Origin of the sequence: Marinobacter sp. VGCF2001, assembly GCF_049943275.1 — a bacterium.
Lineage (GTDB): Bacteria > Pseudomonadota > Gammaproteobacteria > Pseudomonadales > Oleiphilaceae > Marinobacter.
Map to the genome: position 1 here is coordinate 232,080 of NZ_JBNFVX010000002.1, position 20,079 is coordinate 252,158.

The 20,079-nt window shown below is 60.3% G+C and carries 21 protein-coding genes; 11 read left to right on the forward strand and 10 right to left on the reverse strand.

Features of this window, described 5'->3' with window-relative positions:
* Nucleotides 1–20: 20 nt before the first annotated feature.
* The 4 genes from trkA to def all read right to left on the reverse strand — a co-directional run bounded on the left by trkA (nucleotide 21) and on the right by def (nucleotide 4,244).
* The gene (trkA, locus tag ACP2AU_RS04195) at nucleotides 21–1,424 is read right to left on the reverse strand and encodes a Trk system potassium transporter TrkA (RefSeq protein ID WP_426374747.1); all 1,404 of its coding nucleotides are present in this window, start codon (nucleotides 1,422–1,424) and stop codon (nucleotides 21–23) included.
* Complete coding sequence (gene rsmB / locus ACP2AU_RS04200) at nucleotides 1,421–2,722, reverse strand: 16S rRNA (cytosine(967)-C(5))-methyltransferase RsmB (RefSeq protein WP_426374749.1); 1,302 nt, start codon at nucleotides 2,720–2,722, stop codon at nucleotides 1,421–1,423. Before rsmB ends, trkA begins: the two co-directional genes overlap by 4 nt.
* A 2-nt stretch (nucleotides 2,723–2,724) precedes the next feature.
* The gene (gene fmt / locus ACP2AU_RS04205; protein WP_426374750.1) at nucleotides 2,725–3,660 is read right to left on the reverse strand and encodes a methionyl-tRNA formyltransferase; all 936 of its coding nucleotides are present in this window, start codon (nucleotides 3,658–3,660) and stop codon (nucleotides 2,725–2,727) included.
* An 80-nt stretch (nucleotides 3,661–3,740) separates the two neighbouring features.
* Entirely contained in the window at nucleotides 3,741–4,244 is a 504-nt protein-coding gene (def, locus tag ACP2AU_RS04210) for a peptide deformylase (protein WP_426374752.1), read from the reverse strand.
* Between the two features lie 466 nt (nucleotides 4,245–4,710).
* Between def and ACP2AU_RS04215 the strand changes: the two genes are divergently transcribed.
* From ACP2AU_RS04215 to ACP2AU_RS04250, 8 genes are all read left to right on the forward strand, one after another.
* Nucleotides 4,711–5,727, forward strand: a complete 1,017-nt coding sequence (locus ACP2AU_RS04215; protein ID WP_426374754.1) for a LysM peptidoglycan-binding domain-containing protein — start codon at nucleotides 4,711–4,713, stop codon at nucleotides 5,725–5,727.
* An 81-nt stretch (nucleotides 5,728–5,808) separates the two neighbouring features.
* Nucleotides 5,809–6,978 carry a DNA-processing protein DprA gene (gene dprA, locus ACP2AU_RS04220; protein ID WP_426374756.1) on the forward strand — a complete coding sequence of 390 codons (1,170 nt, stop codon included), beginning with the start codon at nucleotides 5,809–5,811 and terminating at the stop codon, nucleotides 6,976–6,978.
* 15 nt (nucleotides 6,979–6,993) lie between these two features.
* The gene (locus tag ACP2AU_RS04225) at nucleotides 6,994–7,566 is read left to right on the forward strand and encodes an L-threonylcarbamoyladenylate synthase (protein WP_426374758.1); all 573 of its coding nucleotides are present in this window, start codon (nucleotides 6,994–6,996) and stop codon (nucleotides 7,564–7,566) included.
* A gap of 8 nt (nucleotides 7,567–7,574) precedes the next feature.
* A complete protein-coding gene (gene hemF / locus ACP2AU_RS04230; RefSeq protein ID WP_426374760.1) occupies nucleotides 7,575–8,501 on the forward strand; it encodes an oxygen-dependent coproporphyrinogen oxidase in 927 nt (308 codons plus the stop codon).
* Complete coding sequence (aroE, locus tag ACP2AU_RS04235) at nucleotides 8,494–9,321, forward strand: shikimate dehydrogenase (RefSeq protein ID WP_426374762.1); 828 nt, start codon at nucleotides 8,494–8,496, stop codon at nucleotides 9,319–9,321. Before hemF ends, aroE begins: the two co-directional genes overlap by 8 nt.
* Before the next feature lie 38 nt (nucleotides 9,322–9,359).
* A complete protein-coding gene (locus tag ACP2AU_RS04240; protein WP_426374764.1) occupies nucleotides 9,360–10,133 on the forward strand; it encodes a motility protein A in 774 nt (257 codons plus the stop codon).
* A 3-nt stretch (nucleotides 10,134–10,136) separates the two neighbouring features.
* On the forward strand, nucleotides 10,137–10,970 hold the full coding sequence (locus ACP2AU_RS04245) for a flagellar motor protein MotB (RefSeq protein ID WP_426374766.1): 834 nt from the start codon (nucleotides 10,137–10,139) through the stop codon (nucleotides 10,968–10,970).
* A gap of 124 nt (nucleotides 10,971–11,094) precedes the next feature.
* Complete coding sequence (locus ACP2AU_RS04250) at nucleotides 11,095–11,409, forward strand: PA4642 family protein (RefSeq protein ID WP_426374768.1); 315 nt, start codon at nucleotides 11,095–11,097, stop codon at nucleotides 11,407–11,409.
* 66 nt (nucleotides 11,410–11,475) lie between these two features.
* Here the strand turns inward: ACP2AU_RS04250 and ACP2AU_RS04255 are convergent, their stop codons facing one another.
* Entirely contained in the window at nucleotides 11,476–12,015 is a 540-nt protein-coding gene (locus tag ACP2AU_RS04255; protein ID WP_426374770.1) for a gamma carbonic anhydrase family protein, read from the reverse strand.
* Nucleotides 12,016–12,212: 197 nt separating this feature from the next.
* On the opposite strand from ACP2AU_RS04255, the gene prlC reads away from it, so the two are divergent.
* Both prlC and ACP2AU_RS04265 read left to right on the forward strand, forming a co-directional pair.
* Nucleotides 12,213–14,258: an oligopeptidase A gene (gene prlC / locus ACP2AU_RS04260; protein ID WP_426374772.1), complete on the forward strand. Its 2,046-nt coding sequence runs from the start codon at nucleotides 12,213–12,215 to the stop codon at nucleotides 14,256–14,258.
* Nucleotides 14,259–14,314: 56 nt separating this feature from the next.
* Nucleotides 14,315–14,578: a YheV family putative zinc ribbon protein gene (locus tag ACP2AU_RS04265; protein ID WP_426374773.1), complete on the forward strand. Its 264-nt coding sequence runs from the start codon at nucleotides 14,315–14,317 to the stop codon at nucleotides 14,576–14,578.
* Nucleotides 14,579–14,639: 61 nt separating this feature from the next.
* Here the strand turns inward: ACP2AU_RS04265 and ACP2AU_RS04270 are convergent, their stop codons facing one another.
* A complete protein-coding gene (locus ACP2AU_RS04270; protein WP_426374775.1) occupies nucleotides 14,640–15,965 on the reverse strand; it encodes a Na+/H+ antiporter family protein in 1,326 nt (441 codons plus the stop codon).
* Between the two features lie 115 nt (nucleotides 15,966–16,080).
* The gene (locus ACP2AU_RS04275) at nucleotides 16,081–16,311 is read right to left on the reverse strand and encodes a DUF1653 domain-containing protein (RefSeq protein WP_426374777.1); all 231 of its coding nucleotides are present in this window, start codon (nucleotides 16,309–16,311) and stop codon (nucleotides 16,081–16,083) included.
* A 167-nt stretch (nucleotides 16,312–16,478) separates the two neighbouring features.
* Here ACP2AU_RS04275 and ACP2AU_RS04280 point away from each other — a divergent pair, with 167 nt between their 5' ends.
* On the forward strand, nucleotides 16,479–18,287 hold the full coding sequence (locus tag ACP2AU_RS04280; protein WP_426374778.1) for a sensor domain-containing diguanylate cyclase: 1,809 nt from the start codon (nucleotides 16,479–16,481) through the stop codon (nucleotides 18,285–18,287).
* On the opposite strand, the gene ACP2AU_RS04285 is transcribed toward ACP2AU_RS04280, so the two are convergent.
* The 3 genes from ACP2AU_RS04285 to ACP2AU_RS04295 form a co-directional block, all read right to left on the reverse strand.
* Complete coding sequence (locus tag ACP2AU_RS04285) at nucleotides 18,277–18,663, reverse strand: DoxX family protein (RefSeq protein ID WP_426374780.1); 387 nt, start codon at nucleotides 18,661–18,663, stop codon at nucleotides 18,277–18,279. The genes ACP2AU_RS04280 and ACP2AU_RS04285 overlap by 11 nt on opposite strands.
* A gap of 89 nt (nucleotides 18,664–18,752) precedes the next feature.
* Nucleotides 18,753–19,199 carry a group I truncated hemoglobin gene (locus ACP2AU_RS04290; protein WP_426374782.1) on the reverse strand — a complete coding sequence of 149 codons (447 nt, stop codon included), beginning with the start codon at nucleotides 19,197–19,199 and terminating at the stop codon, nucleotides 18,753–18,755.
* 2 nt (nucleotides 19,200–19,201) lie between these two features.
* Nucleotides 19,202–20,071 carry a DUF3034 family protein gene (locus tag ACP2AU_RS04295; protein WP_426374784.1) on the reverse strand — a complete coding sequence of 290 codons (870 nt, stop codon included), beginning with the start codon at nucleotides 20,069–20,071 and terminating at the stop codon, nucleotides 19,202–19,204.
* Between the last annotated feature and the right edge of the window lie 8 nt (nucleotides 20,072–20,079).

Genomic DNA, 20,079 nt, shown 5'->3' on the forward strand with positions numbered 1-20,079 from the left:
GTTGTTTTGTCTGGGATCAATCAGAAGAACGTCAGGCCCACCTGGAACAGCTTCTCGACCTCGCGAATGCGGGATTTGTCCACCAGGAACAGGATCACGTGGTCGTCGGGCTGCACCCGCAGATGATCGTGGGCGATCAGTACCTGGTTGTGCCGCACGATGGCCCCGATGGTGGTCCCGGCCGGCAGCTTGATTTCGTCCAGGCGTTTGCCGACGACTTTCGAGGAGCGATGGTCGCCGTGGGCAATGGCTTCGATGGCCTCGGCGGCGCCGCGGCGCAGGGAATGAACGTTGACCACATCGCCCCGGCGCACGTGGGTGAGCAGGCTGCCGATGGTGGTTTGTTGTGGCGAGATGGCCACATCAATGTCACCGCCCTGAATCAGGTCGACGTAGTCCGGGTTATTGATCAGGGTGAACACCCGCCGGGCACCCAGCCGTTTGGCCAGCATCGACGCCATGATGTTGGCATCGTCGTCGTTGGTGACGGCGCAGAACACATCGGTGTTTTCGATGTTTTCTTCCAGCAGGATGTCCTTGTTGGTGGCGTTACCTTCCAGCACCACGCTCTTGCGCAGGCGTTCGGACAGCATCACGCAGCGTTCGTGGTCCCGTTCGAGAATTTTGACCTGATAGCGGTCTTCCAGGGTGTTCGCCAGGCGATAGCCGATGTTGCCGCCGCCGCAGATAAAAATACGCTTGTAGGGTTTTTCCAGCGGTTGCAACTCGCTCATCACTGAGCGGATGTGATCGGCGGCGGCGATGAAAAACACTTCGTCGCCGTCTTCGATGACGGTGTCGCCCTGGGGCATGATCGCCCGATCTTTGCGGAAAATGGCGGCCACCCGGGTTTCAATCTTGGGCATATGGGTGCGCAGGTAAGACAGTTCCTGGCCCACCAGCGGCCCGCCCTCGATGGCCTGGATGGCCACCAGCCGGGTCAGGCCCTTGGAAAACTCCAGCACCTGCAGCGCGCCCGGGTATTCGATCAGCCGGGTGATGTGCTGGGTGACCAGATGTTCGGGGCTGATCAGCACATCCAGGGGAAATCCGCGCAGGCTGTCCAGATCCTTCACCGTCTCTTTGTTATAGAACAACTCGGGCTTGGCCAGATACGCGCCGGCACGAACCCGGCAAATGGTGGTGGGGGTCTTGTACAGCAGTTTGGAGACCTGGCAGGCCACCATATTGGTTTCGTCGCTGTTGGTGACCGCAATCACCATGTCGGCGTCTTCGGCCCCGGCCTGCCGGAGTACCGTGGGGTAGGAGGCACGGCCGTGCATGGTGCGAATATCAAGACGGTCCTGCAGTTCCCGAAGGCGGGCGCTGTCATTGTCAACAACGGTGATGTCGTTGGCTTCGTTCGCCAGGTTTTCCGCGAGGGTTCCGCCTACCTGGCCGGCGCCGAGAATCAGGATCTTCATGGTTCAGGTTTCTCCAGTACGGCATAGAAAAAGCCGTCATGGCTGTCCGGGTCTGGTAACAGCTGGCGCCCGGTGGTCATGTCCCGGCCCCAGTCTGTTGTGATGGTTATGAGTCTGGCCTGATCTTGCTGCTTCAGGAACCGCTGGATTATACGGTGGTTCTCCTGGGGAAACACCGAGCAGGTGGCATACACCAGCCGACCGCCGGGTTTGAGGATAGACCACATGGCGTCCAGCAGGCCAAGCTGAATGCCGGCCAGCGGCACGATGTCGGATTCCCGGCGCAGCAATTTGATGTCCGGGTGGCGGCGGATCACGCCGGTGGCGCTGCAGGGTACGTCCAGCAGAATGCGGTCGAAAGCGTTGCCATCCCACCACTGGTCGGTGCTGGCGGCATCGGCCTGTGTCAGAACCGCGTGCAGGTCCAGGCGGTCGAGATTCTCCTGCACCCGGGGCAGGCGCTCGGCCGATTCGTCGATGGCCACCACCTCTTCCAGCTCGCCGCAGGCTTCCAGAATGGCGCAGGTCTTGCCGCCAGGTGCTGCGCAGGCGTCCAGCACCCGCTGACCTGGCTGCAGGTCCAGCAAAGTAGTGCACAGCTGGGCGGCTTCGTCCTGCACGCTGACCGCGCCGTCCTCAAACCAGGGCAGGCGATCAACCGGAACCGGCCGCGCCAGCTGGATGCCATGGGGCGCAAAGCGGGTGGCGTGGGCCTCGATGCCGGCCTCGGCCAGCAGTTTGAGGTAGTCATCGCGCCGGAACCGCAGGGCGTTGACACGTAACGTCATTGGCGCCTGCTGATTGTTGGCATCGAGAATGGCTTGCCAGTCGTCGGGCCAGTTATGACGCAGCTTTTCCACCATCCAGACCGGGTGGCTGAAGCGGCTGCTGTCGTTTTCCGGTTCCGGCGCGCCTTCCCGTTCGGCGGCCCGCAGTACGCCGTTGACCAGCCCGGTCAGGTGGGGTTTGTCCAGGGCACGGCAGGCTTCAACGGTCTCATTCAGGACCGCGTAGGTGGCCTGTTCGCTATAACGCAGCTGGAACAGGGCCACCAGCATCAGGTGGTGGACAACCCGGTCGGGTTTGCGCAGGGGCTTCTTCAGGCGGTGATTCAGCTCTTCTTCCAGCCGATGGAACCAGCGGCAGGTACCGTAACAGATGGCTTGAAGTTGTGGCCGCTGTTCCGGGGGCAGCTGGCCCAGCGCCGGCGCCAGGCATTGGGTTAACGACTGGCCCTGTTCCACGGCCAGCAGCACCTGGGCGGCAACGGCGCGGAATGGTAAAGGCTGATAGGCCATGGTCAGTTCAGCTCCTGGCCGGGGAGTAACACCTGTTTACCACCGTTGATCAGATCACTGATGCTCTGGGCTTTGCTGCCGGGCAGCTGCACCGAGGTGATGTTCAGGGTGCCGGTGCCGCAGGCCACGGTTACGCCGTCCCTTTCCCGGTTGAGTACGGTGCCGGGCGGATGCTTGCTGGCCTGCGTCAAGGCTGTGGCATGATGGATCCGAAGGCGCTGCTCGCCCAGATCGGTAAAGGTTCCCGGCCAGGGATTGAAGGCCCGGACCAGCCGTTCGATGTCATCGGCGCTGCCGGTCCAGTCGATGTGGCCCTCCGCCTTGGACAGCTTGTGGGCATAATTCGCCTGGTCATTGTTTTGTGCCTCACCCTTCAGATCGCCGGCCACCAGACGGGACAGCGCCTGGCTGATCGCTTTTCCGCCGAGGTCTGCGAGCCGGTCGTGCAGGCTGCCGCCGGTATCGTCTGAATGGATCGGGGTTTTTACTTTCAGCAACATGGCACCGGTATCCAGGCCTTCGTCCATCTGCATGATGGTGATGCCGGTTTCGGCGTCGCCGGCGGCAATGGCGCGCTGGATCGGTGCGGCACCCCGCCACCGCGGCAGCAGCGAGGCATGAATATTCAGGCACCCGTGGGTGGGTATCTCCAGCACCGCCTTGGGCAGGATCAGGCCATAGGCCGCGACGATCATCACGTCGGGTTTCAACGCCGCCAATTCCTGCTGAGCTTCTTCCGGTTTCAGGCTTTCGGGCTGGAACACCGGGATACCGGCTTTCTGCGCCACCTGCTTGACCGGGCTGGGCATGAGTTTGCGGCCGCGTCCGGCGGGGCGATCCGGCTGGGTATAAACGCCGACGACGTCATGGTTGTCGTTCAGCAACGTTTTCAGGGCGGTGGCGGCAAAATCCGGCGTGCCGGCAAACACAATACGCACGTTGGTGGCTTCTCTGTGTCGTTGATACGAAAAAACCGGGTCGTAACCCGGTCCTGACTGCAGTGCTTTGCTGGAAGCCCTCAGGCGCTTTGCTTGTGGAGCTTTTCCAGCTTTTTGCGAATCCGGTTGCGCTTGAGCTGGCTCAGGTAATCCACGAACAACTTGCCGTTCAGGTGGTCCATCTCATGCTGGATGCAGACCGCCAGCAACCCCTCGGCTTCGAGTACAAAGTCGTCGCCGTTGCGATCTTTCGCGGTAATGCGGCAATGCTCGATGCGCTTGACGTCTTCGTAGAATCCGGGCACTGACAAACAGCCTTCCTGCATGGCTTCCAGGTCGCCATCCAGAACCTCTATCTTCGGGTTGATGAACACCCGGGGCTCGCTTTTGTCCTCCGACAGATCCATCACAATGATCTGCTTGTGCACATCCACCTGGGTCGCGGCCAGGCCAATGCCGCTGGCATCGTACATGGTCTCGAACATATCGTCGATCAGTGTCCGGATGTCGTCGGTCACTTCCTCCACCGGTTTGGCGATGGTGCGAAGTCGTGGGTCCGGGTACTCAAGAATTTCTCGAATCATAGTGCTTTTGCTTCTGGCCTGTGAGTAACGGGCAATGTGTCGATGCGGCTTGCCAGCGAAAATGCGGCGCCGGTCAGCACGGCATTTGTAACGTTGTGAAACCGTTTACCGAAATGCGACAGCGTACTGCGCAATTTTCCGGTGTCCGCCTATGATGAATCCAGGGATTCAGGTGGTTTGAACCTATAATGCTGGCAGAGTTCCCGGCTTCAAGGTAGTTGCCTCTGTCTATAGGGGTTATTATCCAATAAATTACCGATTGAATACAAACTGATCAGTCAGCGGGTGGGAGTGCGCCTGAAAGGGCTTCTGTGGCTGCAGAAATCACTCGAAGAACAAAAGATAACATCACAAATTCCCGGACTTCTTCTATAGTAACGGGAATGACAACGTAATATGCTGCGGGCATTCTGTGGCGGCATTACCGAATGCAAAGATTCAAGGTACGCGATCAAGGACATAAACAATGAGGAAACTGTTGTACGCGCTGGCGGCCTCTGCGCTGCTGTTTACCTCCTGGGCCCAGGCGCAGCCGGAGCTGAGGTCTGATCATCCTGAGCGTTACACGGTCGTCAAAGGGGACACCCTCTGGGACATTTCGGGGCGATTCCTGAACAACCCCTGGTACTGGCCGGAAATCTGGCACGTGAACCCTCAGGTTGCCAACCCCCACCTGATCTACCCGGGTGACCGTCTGGCGCTGGTTTATATTGATGGCAAACCCCGTATTACCAAGGTGGCCAGCAACGATGTGGTGAAACTGTCGCCGCAAATCCGGGCCGAAAGCATCGATACCCCGATTCCGGCTATTCCTCTGGATGCCATTGCCAGCTTCCTGACCGATACCCGTATTGTCAGCCCGGAGCAGATCAACGGCGCGCCCTATGTACTTGAGGGCGAAGACGGCCGGATCATCACCGGTGCCGGCGACCGAATCTATGCCCGGGGTGAAAAACCGGCTGACCGGGTGGGTATTTTCCGTCGCAGCAAGGAATTTGTCGATCCGGATACCGGCGAGTTCCTGGGGCTTGAGGCCCGGAGCATCGCCCGTGGCAACATCAACGCCGTCAATGGCGATGTCCTCACGGTCGGTCTTACCAAATCCAGTGAAGAAGTGCGTATTGGCGACCGCTTGCTGGTCAACGAAGATCGTCGGCTGACCACCAGCTTTGTGCCCAGCTCGCCAGACAGTGAGATCGAAGGCAAGATGATTTCGGTGGATGGCGGCGTCAACCAGATTGGCCAGTTCAATGTGGTGGCCATTAACCGGGGCGAGCGCGAGGGCCTGGAGGCAGGTAACGTGCTGGCGGTGCTCAAGGCGGGCAACATGGTGCGCGATCCGGTAACCGGAGAAACCATCGAGCTGCCCTCCGAGCGGGCCGGCCTGTTGATGGTGTTCCAGGCTTACGAGAAAATGAGTTACGGTTTGGTGCTGCAGGCCACCCGGCCCCTGGCGGTGGGTGACAAGGTGACCAATCCCTGAGCGGTGAGGTTGATCTGGTAATAATGTTGAACGATGGCCGGGCCGGAATGCCCGGCCATTATTGTTTTCAAGGAAGAGAACATGACAGAACAGGAATTTCTGGCGACACCGTCAGGGCGATGGCTGCTGCTGTCGCTGCTGCCCCGATTTGGAATCCCGCTGCGGGAACGCATTGAGGGCACCGTTGAGCGTCTTACCGATATCCTGACCCTGAATGCCGCCACGCTTCGGGCCATGGGCCTGAACCGTGAGGCAATAGAGGCCGTTGGCGCCTGGCAGACAGGTGATACAAACCAGAGCCTGGTGGCCCGGGCTCTGAGTATCCACCGGCAATGCCAGCACGAGGGTATCGGCCTGCTGGGGCGGGACGAGGCGCCCTATCCGGAGTGCCTGCGTCATATCCATAACGCCCCTTTGTTGCTTTATACCCTGGGTAACGTTGACTTGTTGCGGCGCGACCAGCTGGGGGTGGTGGGCAGCCGGAACGCGAGCCGTGCCGGCCTGGACCATGCCCGCCAGTTTTCGGCAGAACTCAGCCGCCGCGGCCTGCTGATCACCAGCGGTCTGGCGTTGGGTATTGACGGCTCGGCCCATGCCGGGGCTCTGGATGCCGGGCATCCGACCGTCGCGGTGGTAGGTTGTGGGCTGGACCGGCTTTACCCCGCCCAGCATCGCCCGCTGGCACACCGCATCAGAGACCAGGGCCTGATTGTCTCCGAGTACCCGCCCGGCACCCAGGCCCGGGCGGCGTATTTCCCCCAGCGAAACCGTATCATCAGCGGCCTGGCCCGAGGCGTGCTGGTGGTGGAAGCCAGTTTGCGAAGCGGTTCTTTAATTACCGCCCGAACGGCCCTGGAGCAGGGCCGTGAAGTCTTCGCCATACCGGGATCGGTTCACAGCCCGGTGGCACGGGGGTGCCATCAGTTGATTCGCCAGGGCGCCAGGCTGGTGGAAACCGCGAACGATGTGCTCGAAGAGCTGGGTACGTGGTGGTCGATGCAACCGGAATCAGCTGATGCACCGGAAGCCTCTGACCAACCGGATCTGTCGGTTCTTGAGCATCGGGAAATCGCGGTGTATGAGGCTTTGGGGTATGATCCTCAGTCCACCGATGCCCTGAGCCTGGCAACCGGACTGCCGGCTGATCAGCTAATGCAGTCGCTGCTGATTCTGGAGCTCGAGGGTTTTGCGCATACCTGCCCGGGCGGTTATCAGCGTACGGGGCGGGGCATGGTTCACTGTTCTGCATGAGGGCGCCCGAATCCCATGGCGAGTTCGTCTTCTCCGAGTTTTATGCAATTGGCCCTTGCCCGCCAGACAGTGCTGGCCGGGGGCGTGATCGCGTACCCGACCGAGGCTGTTTGGGGGCTGGGCTGTGATCCCTGGAATGAACAGGCGGTTAACGATATTCTGGAGCTTAAACAACGCCCGGTTGAAAAAGGCGTCATACTGGTTGCCTCCTCGGTTGAGCAGGTCCGCTTTCTTCTGGATCCGTTACCGGCCGATCTTCAACACGCGGCGACCCGCCATTGGCCCGGCCCGGTCACCTGTCTGTTGCCTGATGTGAAGCACCAGATTCCGGAATGGGTTCGCGGCAAACACAGCTCGATTGCGGTGCGGGTAAGCGATCATCCCATTGTCCGGGCACTGTGTGACGCCGCCGGTATGCCGCTGGTCAGCACTTCCTGCAATCCGGCGGGCCGGCAGCCGGCACGTGCCATCTGGCAGGTACGGCGCTATTTTGCGGATCGCATCGATCATATTGTACCGGGTGCGCTCGGGGGCAATCGCAAGCCCAGCCGTATTATTGATATTGTTACCGGACAACAGTTTCGTTAGGAGAATTCATGTCACAGCAGCCGGATACCCAGGCCGTCAAAGAATACCTCACCGGTCTTCAGGAACGCATCTGCCAGAGACTGGAGGCCGTTGATGGCCAGGCGTCGTTCATCCGTGACAGCTGGCAACGGCCCGAAGGCGGTGGCGGCATCAGCCGTGTAGTGTCCGATGGCGGGGTTATCGAAAAGGGCGGCGTTAACTTTTCCCATGTGATGGGCGATACCATGCCGGCGTCGGCCACGGCCCACCGCCCTCACCTGGCAGGCGCGCCGTGGCAGGCCATGGGGGTGTCTCTGGTGATTCACCCCAACAATCCCTACGTTCCCACCTCCCACGCCAACGTCCGGTTTTTCATCGCCACTCCCAAAGACAGCGCCCCGGTGTACTGGTTTGGCGGTGGCTACGACCTTACTCCCTACTACGGGTTTGAGGACGATTGCGTGCACTGGCACCGGACTGCCCGGGCCGCCTGCCAACCCTTTGGCGAGCAGGTTTATGCAGACTATAAACGCTGGTGCGACGAGTACTTCTACCTGAAACACCGGCAGGAGCCCCGAGGGGTTGGTGGTCTGTTTTTTGATGATTACAACACCGGCGACTTCAACCGGGACTTCGAGTTTATGCAAGCCGTGGGTGACAGTTACATCGAGGCTTACGAACCGATTGTGCGCCGGCGTATGGGCCAGCCCTGGGGTGAACGTGAGCGGGAATTCCAGCTCTACCGCCGGGGTCGGTATGTGGAATTCAACCTGGTCTATGATCGCGGCACCCTGTTTGGATTGCAGTCCGGCGGGCGCACGGAGTCGATCCTGATGTCCCTGCCACCACTGGTCCGTTGGGATTACGATCGCCAACCGGAGCCCGGCAGCGAGGAAGCCCGGCTGACGGACTATTTTCTGACCGGTCGTGACTGGCTGGAGGGAGCGCATGACTAACGATTTGTATGCCGTGGTGGGCAACCCCATCAGTCACAGTAAATCGCCCCGTATCCATAGCCTGTTTGCCCAGCAAACCGGTGAAGCCCTGGAGTACACTGCGATCCAGGCCCCGCTGAACGATTTTGTGGGCACGGTCCGGCACTTTTTCGAGCGTGGCGGCAAGGGCCTGAATGTGACCGTGCCGTTCAAGGAACAGGCCTGGACCCTGGCCGAGCACCGCACCCATCGCGCGGAGCTGGCGGGTGCGGCCAATACTCTCTACCTCGATCAAGAAGGCCAGCTGGTGGCCGATAACACCGATGGGGTGGGCATTGTCCGGGATCTTCGGGACAACCACGCCGTGGCCCTTAAGGGAAAGCGCATACTGGTGCTGGGCGCCGGTGGTGCCGTGCGTGGTGTGCTGGGCCCGCTGCTGGATGAACGGCCCGCTGGCCTTGTTATTGCCAACCGCACCGTGGCCAAGGCGGAGGCTCTGGTTCGGCTGTTTGGCCGGGAGCACGTGGATCCGGAGTTATCGGCCTGTGGCTTTGACCAGGCGGTGGGGCCATTCGACCTGATCATCAATGGCACCAGTGCCAGCCTGAAAGGCGATCTGCCGCCGGTATCGGCCGATGTGATCGGTGCCGATACCGTGGTCTACGACATGATGTATTCTTTGCAGACCACCACCTTTAACCAATGGGCATTGGACCAGGATGCCAGGCGGGTGTTTGACGGCCTGGGTATGCTGGTTGAACAGGCCGCCGAATCGTTTCACGTGTGGCGAGGCGTTCGTCCCGGGACGTTGCCGGTGATCGAGAAACTCAGAACCGAGTAAGGCAGGCCTTGCAGCCGAGCCGTCGATAAGGGTCAGTTATGGATATTCTTACGCTTGTCGGGTTGCTGGCCGGAACCCTGATTGTGGTGCTGGCCATGCTGGCAAACGCTTCCGCGCTCACGTTCCTGAATCTGCCGGGGCTGGCGATTGTGCTTGGGGGTACCTTTGCCGTTACCCTGATCAAATTCCGTATGCCCTCGGTGATCAGCGCTTTCCGGCTGGCCTTCAGGGCAGCGTTTACCGACCGCCTGGCCCGGCCGGCAGAACTGATCCGGGAAGTGGGGGTGCTGGCCCGGGTGGTCCGCAAGGAAGGTATTCTGGGCCTGGAAAACCACGACACGCAGGATGAGTTCCTGCAAAAGGCCATCAACCTGTGCGTCGATGGGCATCCGCCGGAGTTGGTGGAGGAGGCTCTGCTCCAGGACAGCCAGCAAACGGCGGAACGTTACGAGGTGGCGGAGCGGGTGTTCCGGGGCATCGGTGAATCGGCCCCGGCCATCGGTATGCTCGGTACCCTGGTGGGTCTGGTACAGATGCTTAACACCCTGGACGATCCCTCCTCCATCGGGCCAGCCATGGCCATTGCCCTGCTGACGACGCTGTACGGTGCTTTTATTGCCCAGTTGATTGCCTTGCCGCTGGCAGACAAGCTCCAGCTCAAGGCCGAGGATGATGCCCGTAACCAGATGCTGATCATCACCTCGATCAAGAGCATCATGCGCGGGGAAAATCCGCGAGTGATGACGGAGTTGCTGTCGTCCTATGTGTCTCCCGAACACCGCACTAATCTTGAACCCGAACGGGAGGTTTAAGCTTTGCTGCCGGCACGGCCACTGAAGAAAAACCGGGTGAAGAAAGGCACCCCGGACTGGATCGTGACCTTTGCGGACTTGGCCACGCTGCTGTTAACGTTTTTCATTCTGCTGTTGTCGTTTGCCGAGATGGATGTGGAAAAGTACCGTGCCATGGCCAATTCCATGTCGCTGGCCTTTGGTTCCAGTAACGTGGTGGGGGACGATGTGGGAGGTTCGCCCATCACCATGGTGGAGTCGGACACCGTTTCCCTGCCCGAGCCGTCGGAATCGTTGCAGCAACAGCCGGAATTCATTGATGAACGCACCGAACAGGCAGAAACCCGGCCGATCCCCGGTGGAGTCCTGGACCTCGCCGGTCGCCTGGTGCGGGAGCTTGAAGCCGAAGTAGCGTCGGAAACCCTGCATATCAACTATGATGAGGATCAGGTGGTTATCCGGTTCTCCGAAGAGGCCACGTTTCGGTCTGGTGATGCCACCATCAAGCCGGAGATGATTCCGATCATCGAGCGTGTGGTGCGCGTGCTCTCATCGTGTACCGGCGATGTGGTGGTGTCCGGGCACTCCGACGATCGCCCGATTTCCAGCAGCCGGTTCCGCTCGAACTGGGATTTGTCTGCCGCCCGGGCGGTGTCGGTGGTGCATGAGCTGGTGCTTAACCGGGATATTCCGGCCGATCGGGTGGTGGCTGCCGGCCGGGCGGAGACCCGGCCTCTGGCGCCGAATAACACGGCGGACAACCGCGCCATGAACCGCCGGGTCGAGATCGCCATTCGTAATCCCGAGTGCAACGGCGACCTGCCCACCACCGAGCTGCCGGTGGAAATTCTGCCCTGATGTGTCCGGAGCCCGGTTGGTGCTTATGCCTCCAACGCAGATGCTCATAGTGCATTCATATAACCTCAGTTCATTCAAAGTCTTATACTGTGCGGCCGAATAGCAAGCAGCAGGAGATGCCAGTATGAGCGGACCGGACAAACCCAAAGTGATTGGTGAGGAATGGAGCGACGAGCGGGTTAAAAGTTTTCTGGATCTGACGCCGTGGGACCAGGGCATCAATGCCGATTACTTTGTGCTGGATCGGGCTTATGAATCCATGCGGGCCGAAGATTTCGAGCGTTTTATCGGGTTCTTCGTGGCGGCGGGGCGGGATCTGAATGCGACCAATCCTCAGGGGCACACCATTCTGGATCGCATTTCGCGCCATCGCCGCAGTGTTGATTACGTTCGGGCCCTGGAAGCGGCCGGGGCAAAGGTGTCTGCTCCGGCGGGGTAATAACCGTCTGGGTCACGATTGAAGGCCCCGGAGCTGATTGTGGATTGGCTTCGGGGCTTTTGCTTTTTAGTCGTTTGCGTTCAGGTATTCGTCTTTGAGTTTGACGTAGTTAGCGGCGGTGTATTTGAAGAAGGTTTTTTCTTTGTCGCTTAATGGTCTGGCCTGTTTGCAGGGCGAGCCTACGTACAGGTAGCCGGATTCCAGCCGCTTGCCTGGTGGTACCAGGGTGCCGGCGCCGATGATTACCTCGTCTTCCACCACGGCGCCGTCCATCACGGTGCAGCCCATGCCTACCAACACCCGGCTGCCGATGGTGCAGCCATGTAGAAGCGCTTTGTGGCCCACGGTCACATCGTCTCCGACGATCAGCGGCCAGCCGCCGGGGTTGTAGTCACTGGCGTGGGTGATGTGCAACACCGAGCCGTCCTGGATGCTGCAGCGGCTGCCAATGCGGATTTTGTGCATATCACCGCGGATCACCGTCATGGGCCAGACCGAGCAGTCCTCGCCGGTTTTCACGTCGCCGATGACCACGGCGCTGTCGTCCACCCAGCTGCGTTCGCCAAATTCTGGTGTGATACCCTTGTGAGTTCGTACATTCGCCATTACATATACCTCTTGAATGGGAGCAAGGAGTCTTTGGGAGGGGCTTTCCAAAAACCGCTCCTGCGGCACATCCATGTGGCGCTTCTGTTCCGCCATCCATGGCTCCACAAATTTTTGGAAAGCCCCTCCCAAAGACTCCCCCGAAACTTGGAGTTGCCTGAAAGTAACTTAAACCTGAACAGCTGAGAAGGGGACCTATGAATAACCCGCTACTGACTGACGATCTGTTGCCGAAGTTCGGCCACATCCGTACCGAGCACATGGAAACGGCCATCGACCAGATTCTCAGCGAGAACCGGATGAAGATCCAGACGCTGGCCCAGCAGGACGAGCCCACCTGGGACACGCTGGCGCAGCCTATGCAGGCGCTGGAGGACAAACTGAGCAATGCCTGGTCGGTGATTTCGCACCTGAACGGGGTGATGAACAACGACGAGCTGCGCACGGTGTACAAGAACTGTCTGGAGAAGCTCACCGAATACAGCACCGAAATCAGTCAGAACGGCGCCCTGTGCGAAGCTTACAAGAAGCTGGCCGCCAGTGACGATTTCCAGCAGTTGAGTGAGTCCCAGCGCAAGTCCATCGAGAATATCCTGCGGGATTTCCGTCTTGGGGGTGTGGACCTGCCCGAGGACAAGAAAAAGCGCTACGCCGATCTGTCCCGGGAGCTGGCGGAGTTGTCCAACAAGTTCAGCGACAACGTGCTGGACGCCACCCAGCACTGGTACAAGCACATCACCGATGTTGATGAGCTGGCCGGACTGCCGGAAACGGCGATTGAAGGCGCCAGGCAGGCAGCCCGTCAGAAGGAGCTTGAGGGCTATGTGATCACCCTGGATTTCCCCAGCTTCTATCCGGTGATGACCTATGGTGAGAACCGCGAGCTGCGCCGGGAGGTGTACGAGGCGTTTGTCACCCGGGCGTCGGATCAGGGCCCGGATGCGGGCACCTGGGATAACACGCCGGTGATGGCGGAGATTCTCAAGCGTCGCCATGCCCTTGCCCAGTTGCTGGGTTTTGACAACTACGCCGAACGTTCGCTGGCCACCAAGATGGCCCGGAATGTGGATGAGGTGATGGATTTCCTGAACCAGCTGGCGGCCAAGTCCAAGCCCCAGGCGGAGCAGGAGTTTGCCGAGCTGGCGGCGTTTGCGAAAGACGAATACGGTGTCGAAGATCTGCAAGCCTGGGACATCGGTTACTACAGCGAGAAGCTGCGCCAGAAGCGTTACGACATCTCGCCGGAGACGCTGCGGCCCTGGTTCCCGGTGGACAAGGTGGTGCCGGGGCTGTTCCGGGTGGCCGAGAAGCTCTTTGATGTGCAGATCGAGGCGCATCCGGAGGTGGAGACCTGGCACGAAGACGCCACGGCGTATTGCATCAGCCGCGGTGGCCAGCCGATTGCCTGGTTCTATCTGGATCTGTTCGCCCGCCAGGGCAAGCGGGGCGGTGCCTGGATGGCGGACTGTCGGGTGCGTTGGCAGGATCTGCGCGGCAGGCTGCAATTGCCGGTGGCGTTCCTGACCTGTAATTTCACCGCGCCGGTGGACGGCAAGCCCTCATTGCTGACCCACGATGAGGTGACCACCCTGTTCCACGAGTTCGGCCATGGCCTGCATCATATGCTGACCCAGGTAGATGTGATGGATGTGTCTGGCATTAACGGTGTGGCCTGGGATGCCGTGGAGCTGCCCAGTCAGTTCCTGGAGAACTGGTGCTGGCATCCGGAGTCGCTGGCGCTGATTGCCAGCCACCACGAAACCGGTGAGCCGTTGCCGGAGGATCTGCTGCAGAAGTTGCTGGCGGCGAAGAACTTCCAGTCCGGCATGGCCATGGTGCGCCAGCTGGAGTTTTCGCTGTTCGATTTCCGCCTGCACGCGGAATTCACCGACACTGCGCCCACCAATCCACTGGATATGCACCGCAAGGTGCGTGAAGAGATTGCGGTAGTCCAGGCGCCGGAATTCAATCGTTTCCCCAATGCTTTCTCTCACATTTTTGCCGGAGGTTATGCGGCCGGTTATTACAGCTACAAGTGGGCGGAAGTGCTGGCGGCGGATGCGTTCTCGCTGTTTGAGGAGAACGGCATTTTTGACTCGGCGACCGGTAAGGCGTTCCTGCATAACATTCTGGAGAAAGGCGGTTCGCAGGAACCGATGGAATTGTTCAAGGCGTTCCGGGGCCGGGAGCCCGAGGTGAATGCCTTGCTCAAACAGACCGGCATTACCGACGAGGCGGCCTGATACAATTGCATCCGGTGGTCGTAATGGCCATCGGGTGTCTAATCTGGAGTTGAAGTATGGCGAGTCCGAAACGTTTTATCGCCGGTGCTGTCTGCCCCCGCTGTGCGGAGATGGACAAGATCATGATGTTCACCGACGACAACGGCGAGCAGGTGCGGGAGTGTGTGGCCTGTGGGTTCACCGATGCCATGTCGGATCAACCGCCGCCGTCGGCACCGGAAATCGAGACCCGGGTGAACAAGCGGGAAAACACCGACGACCATACGGTCAAGCAGGTGGTGTTTTTCAAATCGGGGGCCGATCCCGAATCGGAAGACTAGTTGCCGGGTGCATCTGTGCGCCGCCAGTTCGGGCGGCACACAGAGCGTTCCGCAAGGCGTTTTACAGCACCATGGCCGCCAGCCAGCCGAAGGCCAGCAGTGGCAGGTTGTAGTGCAGGAAGGTGGGCACCACGGTGTCCCAGATGTGGTTGTGCTGGCCATCCACGTTCAGGCCGGCAGTGGGCCCGAGGGTGGAATCCGACGCCGGCGAGCCGGCGTCGCCCAGGGCACCGGCGGTGCCGACCAGGGCGATAATGGCCAGCGGGCTGAAGCCCAGTTGCAATGCCAGTGGCACATACAGTGCGGCGATGATCGGAATGGTCGAAAACGACGAGCCGATGCCAATGGTGATCAGCAGCCCGACCCCCAACATCAGCAGCGCGGCCAGGGCTTTGTTGCTGCCGATGGCGGCCACCGAGCCCTCCACCAGGCTGGCGATTTCGCCGGTTTCCCGCATCACCTCGGCAAAGCCGTTGGCGGCAATCATAATGAAGCCGATCATCGCCAGCATCTTCATGCCCTCGGTGAACAGGTCGTCGGCTTCTTTCCACTTCACCACCCCGGACAGGTTGAACAGCACGAAGCCGGCCAAGGCGCCCAGAATCATAGAGCCCAGCCAGAGCTGCACCACGAACGCCACGGCAATGGCGATCAGGGCCATCACCAGGGTTCGCGGGCTGTACTGCACATCCACCCGCTCGGTCTGTTCGATGCGCTTGAGGTCGTAGCCACGCCCTCCCCGGTAGGTAATGAAGACCGCAACCAGCAGGCCCACCAGCATACCCAGCGCCGGCAGGGCCATGGCCTGCATCACGCTCAGGCCGGACACGTCGACACCGTTGTCGCTGACATTGGCCAGCAGGATTTCGTTCAGGTAGATACCGCCAAAACCCACTGGCAGGAACATATAAGGTGTGATCAGGCCAAAGGTGAGCGCGCAGGCCACCAGGCGCCGGTCCATGTTCAGTTTGGCCATCACGTACAGCAGCGGTGGCACCACCAGGGGAATAAAGGCAATGTGAATCGGCAGAATGTTCTGGGAGGACATGGCAATGGCCACCAGCAGGCCAATGATCATGAAGCGGATGCCGGTGGCGGCGCCAGCGTTGCCTTCCTGTTTGCCGACCATGGCCAGGGCTTTGTCGGCCAGGGCATGAGCCAGGCCGGATTTGCCGATGGCCACCGCAAACGCACCAAGAGTGGCGTAAGACAGGGCCACCGTAGCGCCTCCGCCGAGGCCGGTGTTGAAGGCGTTAATGGTATCTTCCAGGGACATTCCCGCAATCAGGCCGCCGGAAACGGCGCCAATGATCAGGGCAACAACAACGTGAATGCGGCACAGGCTCAGCACGAGCATGATCAGTACCGCGGCTACAACGGCATTCATCGCAAACTCCGGGTAGGGATTGAGATTTTACCGGCGCCCGGGGAGGGGTCGGCAGCTCGAAAAGTGCGCTAATGTGCAGGAAATGGCCGCGCCAGTCAAAGCGGTTGTGTAACCGTCACTCGCCACCGACCCGGGTAAAACGGGGTACCTGTTCGCCGGCAACGCTGACGCTTTCCTGAAACATGGTCAAAGGCCGGACCCACAGACTGTGGTCGCCATACAGGCAGCGGTACACGACCAGAGGCTCTTCGGTTTCGCTGTGGCGGGCCACACCGATAACCTCATAATCCTGGCCTTTGTAATGCCGGTAACGGCCGGGTTGAACGGTTTGTTTGCGTTCGGGCATAGCTTCCTCTTTGGTTGTAACGGGGTCGTACCCCTTAATTGTGCCAGACGGGAGGGCGATATCCGTCTACACTATCGGTGAGCCACGATGGTGCGTCCTATCAATGAGACTGCCCAGGGACACCACAGTGTAGTTCAGGGACTTCCGGCCGGAAAAGACAGACGAGCATGAACGGGCGCTATTCTTCGGTAACAGGCATTTTTCTCGCAACCTTGCTGTGCCTGGCAAGCTTCTCTTCGTGGGCTGAGCCTGTCGCCTTCCAGTGGACGGCCGTGGCGGACCCTGACCTGAGTCTCGATGCCGTGCAAACGCTTGGCCCTGAATCCTGGCAAGCCATACCCGCCGGGCGGGCACTGAACCGGGGCTTCAGCAACGATACCTTCTGGCTGAAAGTGACCATACCCCCGAATCCCGCTAACCGGGTTCTGGAAGTAGGTTACCCGTTGCTGGACGAGGTCTCGGTGTTCTGGGAGCAGAACGGCCGGATCATTGAGTCTCACCAGACCGGAGACACCTTTCCTTTTACCAGCCGTCCGATCGTGCACCGTAATTTTGTGTTTCTGGTGCCCTCCCATTCAGAACCGGCCACGGCCTGGCTGCGCATACATACCCAGGGGTCGGTGCAGGTTCCGGTGGAGGTAACGCCTTCGGCGAGTTTTCTTGCCAACGAGCAGCTCTCCTACGGTTGGCAAACCATGTTCCTGGGCATCATCGTTGCGTTGGCCCTGTACAACCTGTTTCTGTTCCTGATTGTTCGTCACCAGACGTACCTCTGGTATGTGCTGGCGGTCGTGTGTTCGGGTGCGGTGCAGCTCAATTTCAACGGCTTGCTGTTCCAGTGGCTCTGGCCGGATCTGCCGGAGATTAACCGCTATTTTACCGTGCCCATTGTCAGCCTGGCGTTGATTGCGGCGGTGGTGTTCACCATGAAGTTCCTGGCAGTCAAGGTGCATTCGCGCTGGGGCTACCGGTTGTTGCAGGTGGTATTGGTGTTGAACGCGGCGGGGCTGGTTTACGGCTTCACCGGGTCCTATCAGATTGGCATTATCTGGATCAGTACCCTGGCGGCGTTTGTGACTCCGCTGGCCTGGCTGATTGGTCTGGATGTCTGGCGGAAGGGGCAGGTCTTTGGCGGATTTTACGTGCTTGCCTGGACGCCGCTGCTATTGGGGCACACGGTACTGGCGGTCAGCAAGCTGGGGTGGATCCCGCGCAGCGGTTTTACCGAGCTTGCCCCCCAGGCCGGCGTCGCTCTGGAGGTGATCCTGCTGTCTTTCGCCCTGGCGTACCGGATCAACCGGGAGCGCTGGCGTCGCCAGCAGGCCCAGGAGCACGCACTGGACATTCAGCGCCAGGCCAATCTGACACTGGAAACCCGGGTTCGTGAACGCACTGAGGCCCTGGAACAGGCGAACGAGCGATTACGGGCCATCAGCCTGACCGATGGCCTGACCCATGTCGCCAATCGACGTCGATTCGATGAGAAGCTGGATGTCGAATGGAATCGCGCGCTGCGCCATGATCAGGAGCTGAGCCTGATCATGCTGGATATCGACCATTTCAAGCGGGTAAACGATCACTTTGGCCACCTGGTCGGCGACGATTGCCTGGTGGCGCTGGCTGAGCTTTTGGTGAATGAAGTTCGGCGTTCCGGGGATCTGGTGGCCCGCTACGGCGGCGAAGAGTTCGCGGTGCTATTGCCCGCCACCGATCTGGCCGGGGCCCGGCAGGTTGCTGAAACGCTGCGTCAGATGGTGGCGCAGACACCGGTCGACACGGGTGAGACCAGGGCACCGGTCTGCCTGACCATCAGCCTGGGCGTGGCAACACTGACGCCGGACCAACAGGGTGCTAGCCAGGAACTGATTCGCCGGGCGGACGAGGCTCTCTACGCGGCCAAGGCCGGGGGGCGTAACCAGGTGGCGGTGTGGCACCCGAAAGCCGTGGCTCCCGCCACCGGTGAGCTCAGTTCTTGAGTTTGTACTTGCCCGGGCCCATGAAGAACACGGCCAGCGCGGTGAACAGGAAAAAGCCCTGCAGTTCCAGCGCCCAGCCGCCGTTGCCACTGAGCGACAGCAGTTGGTGGCTGTGTACCAGCGCGATAGCCAGAATCATGTTGAAGACGATGATCAGGGCGCCGATCCGCGTCTGATAGCCGAGCAGCACCATTAACGGTGCGATAATCTCACCGATATAGACGCCGTAGGCCAGCACCGTGGGCAGGCCGTGGCTGGCCAGTTGCCCCACGATGAAGCCGACCCCGTTAAGCAGCTTGGAGATACCGTGAAAAAGCAGCAGCCCACCGAGGGTGATCCTGAGGATGAGTTTGCCCAGATCTGCGTTGTCGACCAAGGTTCCGACTCCTTTTCAATGTGTGCACAAGACAAGGCGCGAGGCCTCGGGCGAATTGGGGCGCAAGCTTAACCTGTTCTAGCGCTGCCTCAAAGGTCGCGGATGGCGGGATAAAGTGGCACGACTCGGGCTAACAGACGATTTTGCGCGCGTGTCGGAACCCGGTTCTGTTCCATGGCAAGAACCAGGTTCTCGGCCAGGGCATTGAACTGGGTGTCGGTGACCTTCATATCGGCGTGCAGCTCGCGCATATCCCGCCCGGTGTAGGTGCAGGGGCCGCCGCTGAGCTGGCACAACTGATCGGTCAGGTGCTGGTGAAACTGGTGGACGTCGATGCCCTTGAAGGCAAGATTGATCCGGTCATCCTCAACAATCAGGAACAGCAGGTCCTCAACGATCCGGGCGATTCCCGTGCGTTCGCCCAGCTGCTGGTAAAGATCTCCGGATGGTGCTGTTGAAGGTGACTGGCACCCGGCCAGAAAGATAGCCAGAACGACAGCAAGCCGTATTGGTGGTAAGTGGCGCCCATGTATCATGATCAGAAGCTCCCCTCGATGGCCAGGTAAATCCCGTCCTGGTTGCTGAGCGTCGCCACATCGCCCAGGTGCACCCAGGCGGCGGTGACGGTCAGCCGTCGGTCGGGTATCCAGGCGGCGTACAGGTCCCACCAGTCCTGCTGTTCGGCAAAGGCCAGGTTGTCAGGCATTCGCCGGTACTCGGCGCCTACCAGCCATTGCCGGTTCAGAAACACGCCGGCCGCCACCTCGGCCATCAACTCGTAGCCGTTGTTGCGGTCGCCGCCAAAACCGAGCAGGCCGCCCTGATTGGCCCGGGTGGCACGTAATGTCCCGTTGATCAGCAGATTGTGGCCCAGCGCCCTGGCAAACAGCAGTTTGCTGGCGCTCAGATACACATCGATACCTTCGTCGTCCCGGGCCCCGATGGTCTCCGGCACCACAAAATCCTGTTGCCGTTTATACTGTAACCCCAGTGACCACTGGCCCCAGGGGCGATAGAGCGCATCACCCAACAGCCGCACCTTCAGCCCGAGGATTGTCTGTTTCAGCTCGTCTTCGGTCAGGCCGAAACCGTCCTCGAGAATGAAGCCGAGTGTATCCAGGTCGAGGGTCTGGCGGGCCACAGAGACCTCCACCCGATTCTGCCAGTTAACGCTGGCGGCTTGCACATCCAGCGTGTAGTCATCAACCCGCGCCTGGCTGAGATTGACGGTGCCACCCCACTCCTGGTCACTGGCATAGCCGCTGAGCAACGCCCAGGGAACCAGGCCGCCACCGGCACTGCCCTCAATGGTGGTGACACCGCCGGTTGCCCACAGACGACTGCCGGGGTCGCTGGCCAGCGCGCTGGCCGGGAGGATGATGAGCAAGCACAGCAGAAACTTCATCATGGTCCGCA

What these genes read in the sequence shown, in the direction of transcription:
- prlC (WP_426374772.1), top strand. Translation starts at nt 12,213, where the DNA reads ATGAATAACCCGCTACTGACTGACGATCTGTTGCCGAAGTTCGGCCAC.
- ACP2AU_RS04280 (WP_426374778.1), top strand. Translation starts at nt 16,479, where the DNA reads ATGAACGGGCGCTATTCTTCGGTAACAGGCATTTTTCTCGCAACCTTG.
- hemF (WP_426374760.1), top strand. Translation starts at nt 7,575, where the DNA reads ATGTCACAGCAGCCGGATACCCAGGCCGTCAAAGAATACCTCACCGGT.
- aroE (WP_426374762.1), top strand. Translation starts at nt 8,494, where the DNA reads ATGACTAACGATTTGTATGCCGTGGTGGGCAACCCCATCAGTCACAGT.
- rsmB (WP_426374749.1), bottom strand. Translation starts at nt 2,722, where the DNA reads ATGGCCTATCAGCCTTTACCATTCCGCGCCGTTGCCGCCCAGGTGCTG.
- ACP2AU_RS04215 (WP_426374754.1), top strand. Translation starts at nt 4,711, where the DNA reads ATGAGGAAACTGTTGTACGCGCTGGCGGCCTCTGCGCTGCTGTTTACC.
- def (WP_426374752.1), bottom strand. Translation starts at nt 4,244, where the DNA reads ATGATTCGAGAAATTCTTGAGTACCCGGACCCACGACTTCGCACCATC.
- ACP2AU_RS04250 (WP_426374768.1), top strand. Translation starts at nt 11,095, where the DNA reads ATGAGCGGACCGGACAAACCCAAAGTGATTGGTGAGGAATGGAGCGAC.
- ACP2AU_RS04265 (WP_426374773.1), top strand. Translation starts at nt 14,315, where the DNA reads ATGGCGAGTCCGAAACGTTTTATCGCCGGTGCTGTCTGCCCCCGCTGT.
- ACP2AU_RS04270 (WP_426374775.1), bottom strand. Translation starts at nt 15,965, where the DNA reads ATGAATGCCGTTGTAGCCGCGGTACTGATCATGCTCGTGCTGAGCCTG.
- ACP2AU_RS04290 (WP_426374782.1), bottom strand. Translation starts at nt 19,199, where the DNA reads ATGATACATGGGCGCCACTTACCACCAATACGGCTTGCTGTCGTTCTG.
- ACP2AU_RS04240 (WP_426374764.1), top strand. Translation starts at nt 9,360, where the DNA reads ATGGATATTCTTACGCTTGTCGGGTTGCTGGCCGGAACCCTGATTGTG.
- trkA (WP_426374747.1), bottom strand. Translation starts at nt 1,424, where the DNA reads ATGAAGATCCTGATTCTCGGCGCCGGCCAGGTAGGCGGAACCCTCGCG.
- dprA (WP_426374756.1), top strand. Translation starts at nt 5,809, where the DNA reads ATGACAGAACAGGAATTTCTGGCGACACCGTCAGGGCGATGGCTGCTG.
- ACP2AU_RS04225 (WP_426374758.1), top strand. Translation starts at nt 6,994, where the DNA reads ATGGCGAGTTCGTCTTCTCCGAGTTTTATGCAATTGGCCCTTGCCCGC.
- ACP2AU_RS04295 (WP_426374784.1), bottom strand. Translation starts at nt 20,071, where the DNA reads ATGATGAAGTTTCTGCTGTGCTTGCTCATCATCCTCCCGGCCAGCGCG.
- ACP2AU_RS04275 (WP_426374777.1), bottom strand. Translation starts at nt 16,311, where the DNA reads ATGCCCGAACGCAAACAAACCGTTCAACCCGGCCGTTACCGGCATTAC.
- ACP2AU_RS04255 (WP_426374770.1), bottom strand. Translation starts at nt 12,015, where the DNA reads ATGGCGAATGTACGAACTCACAAGGGTATCACACCAGAATTTGGCGAA.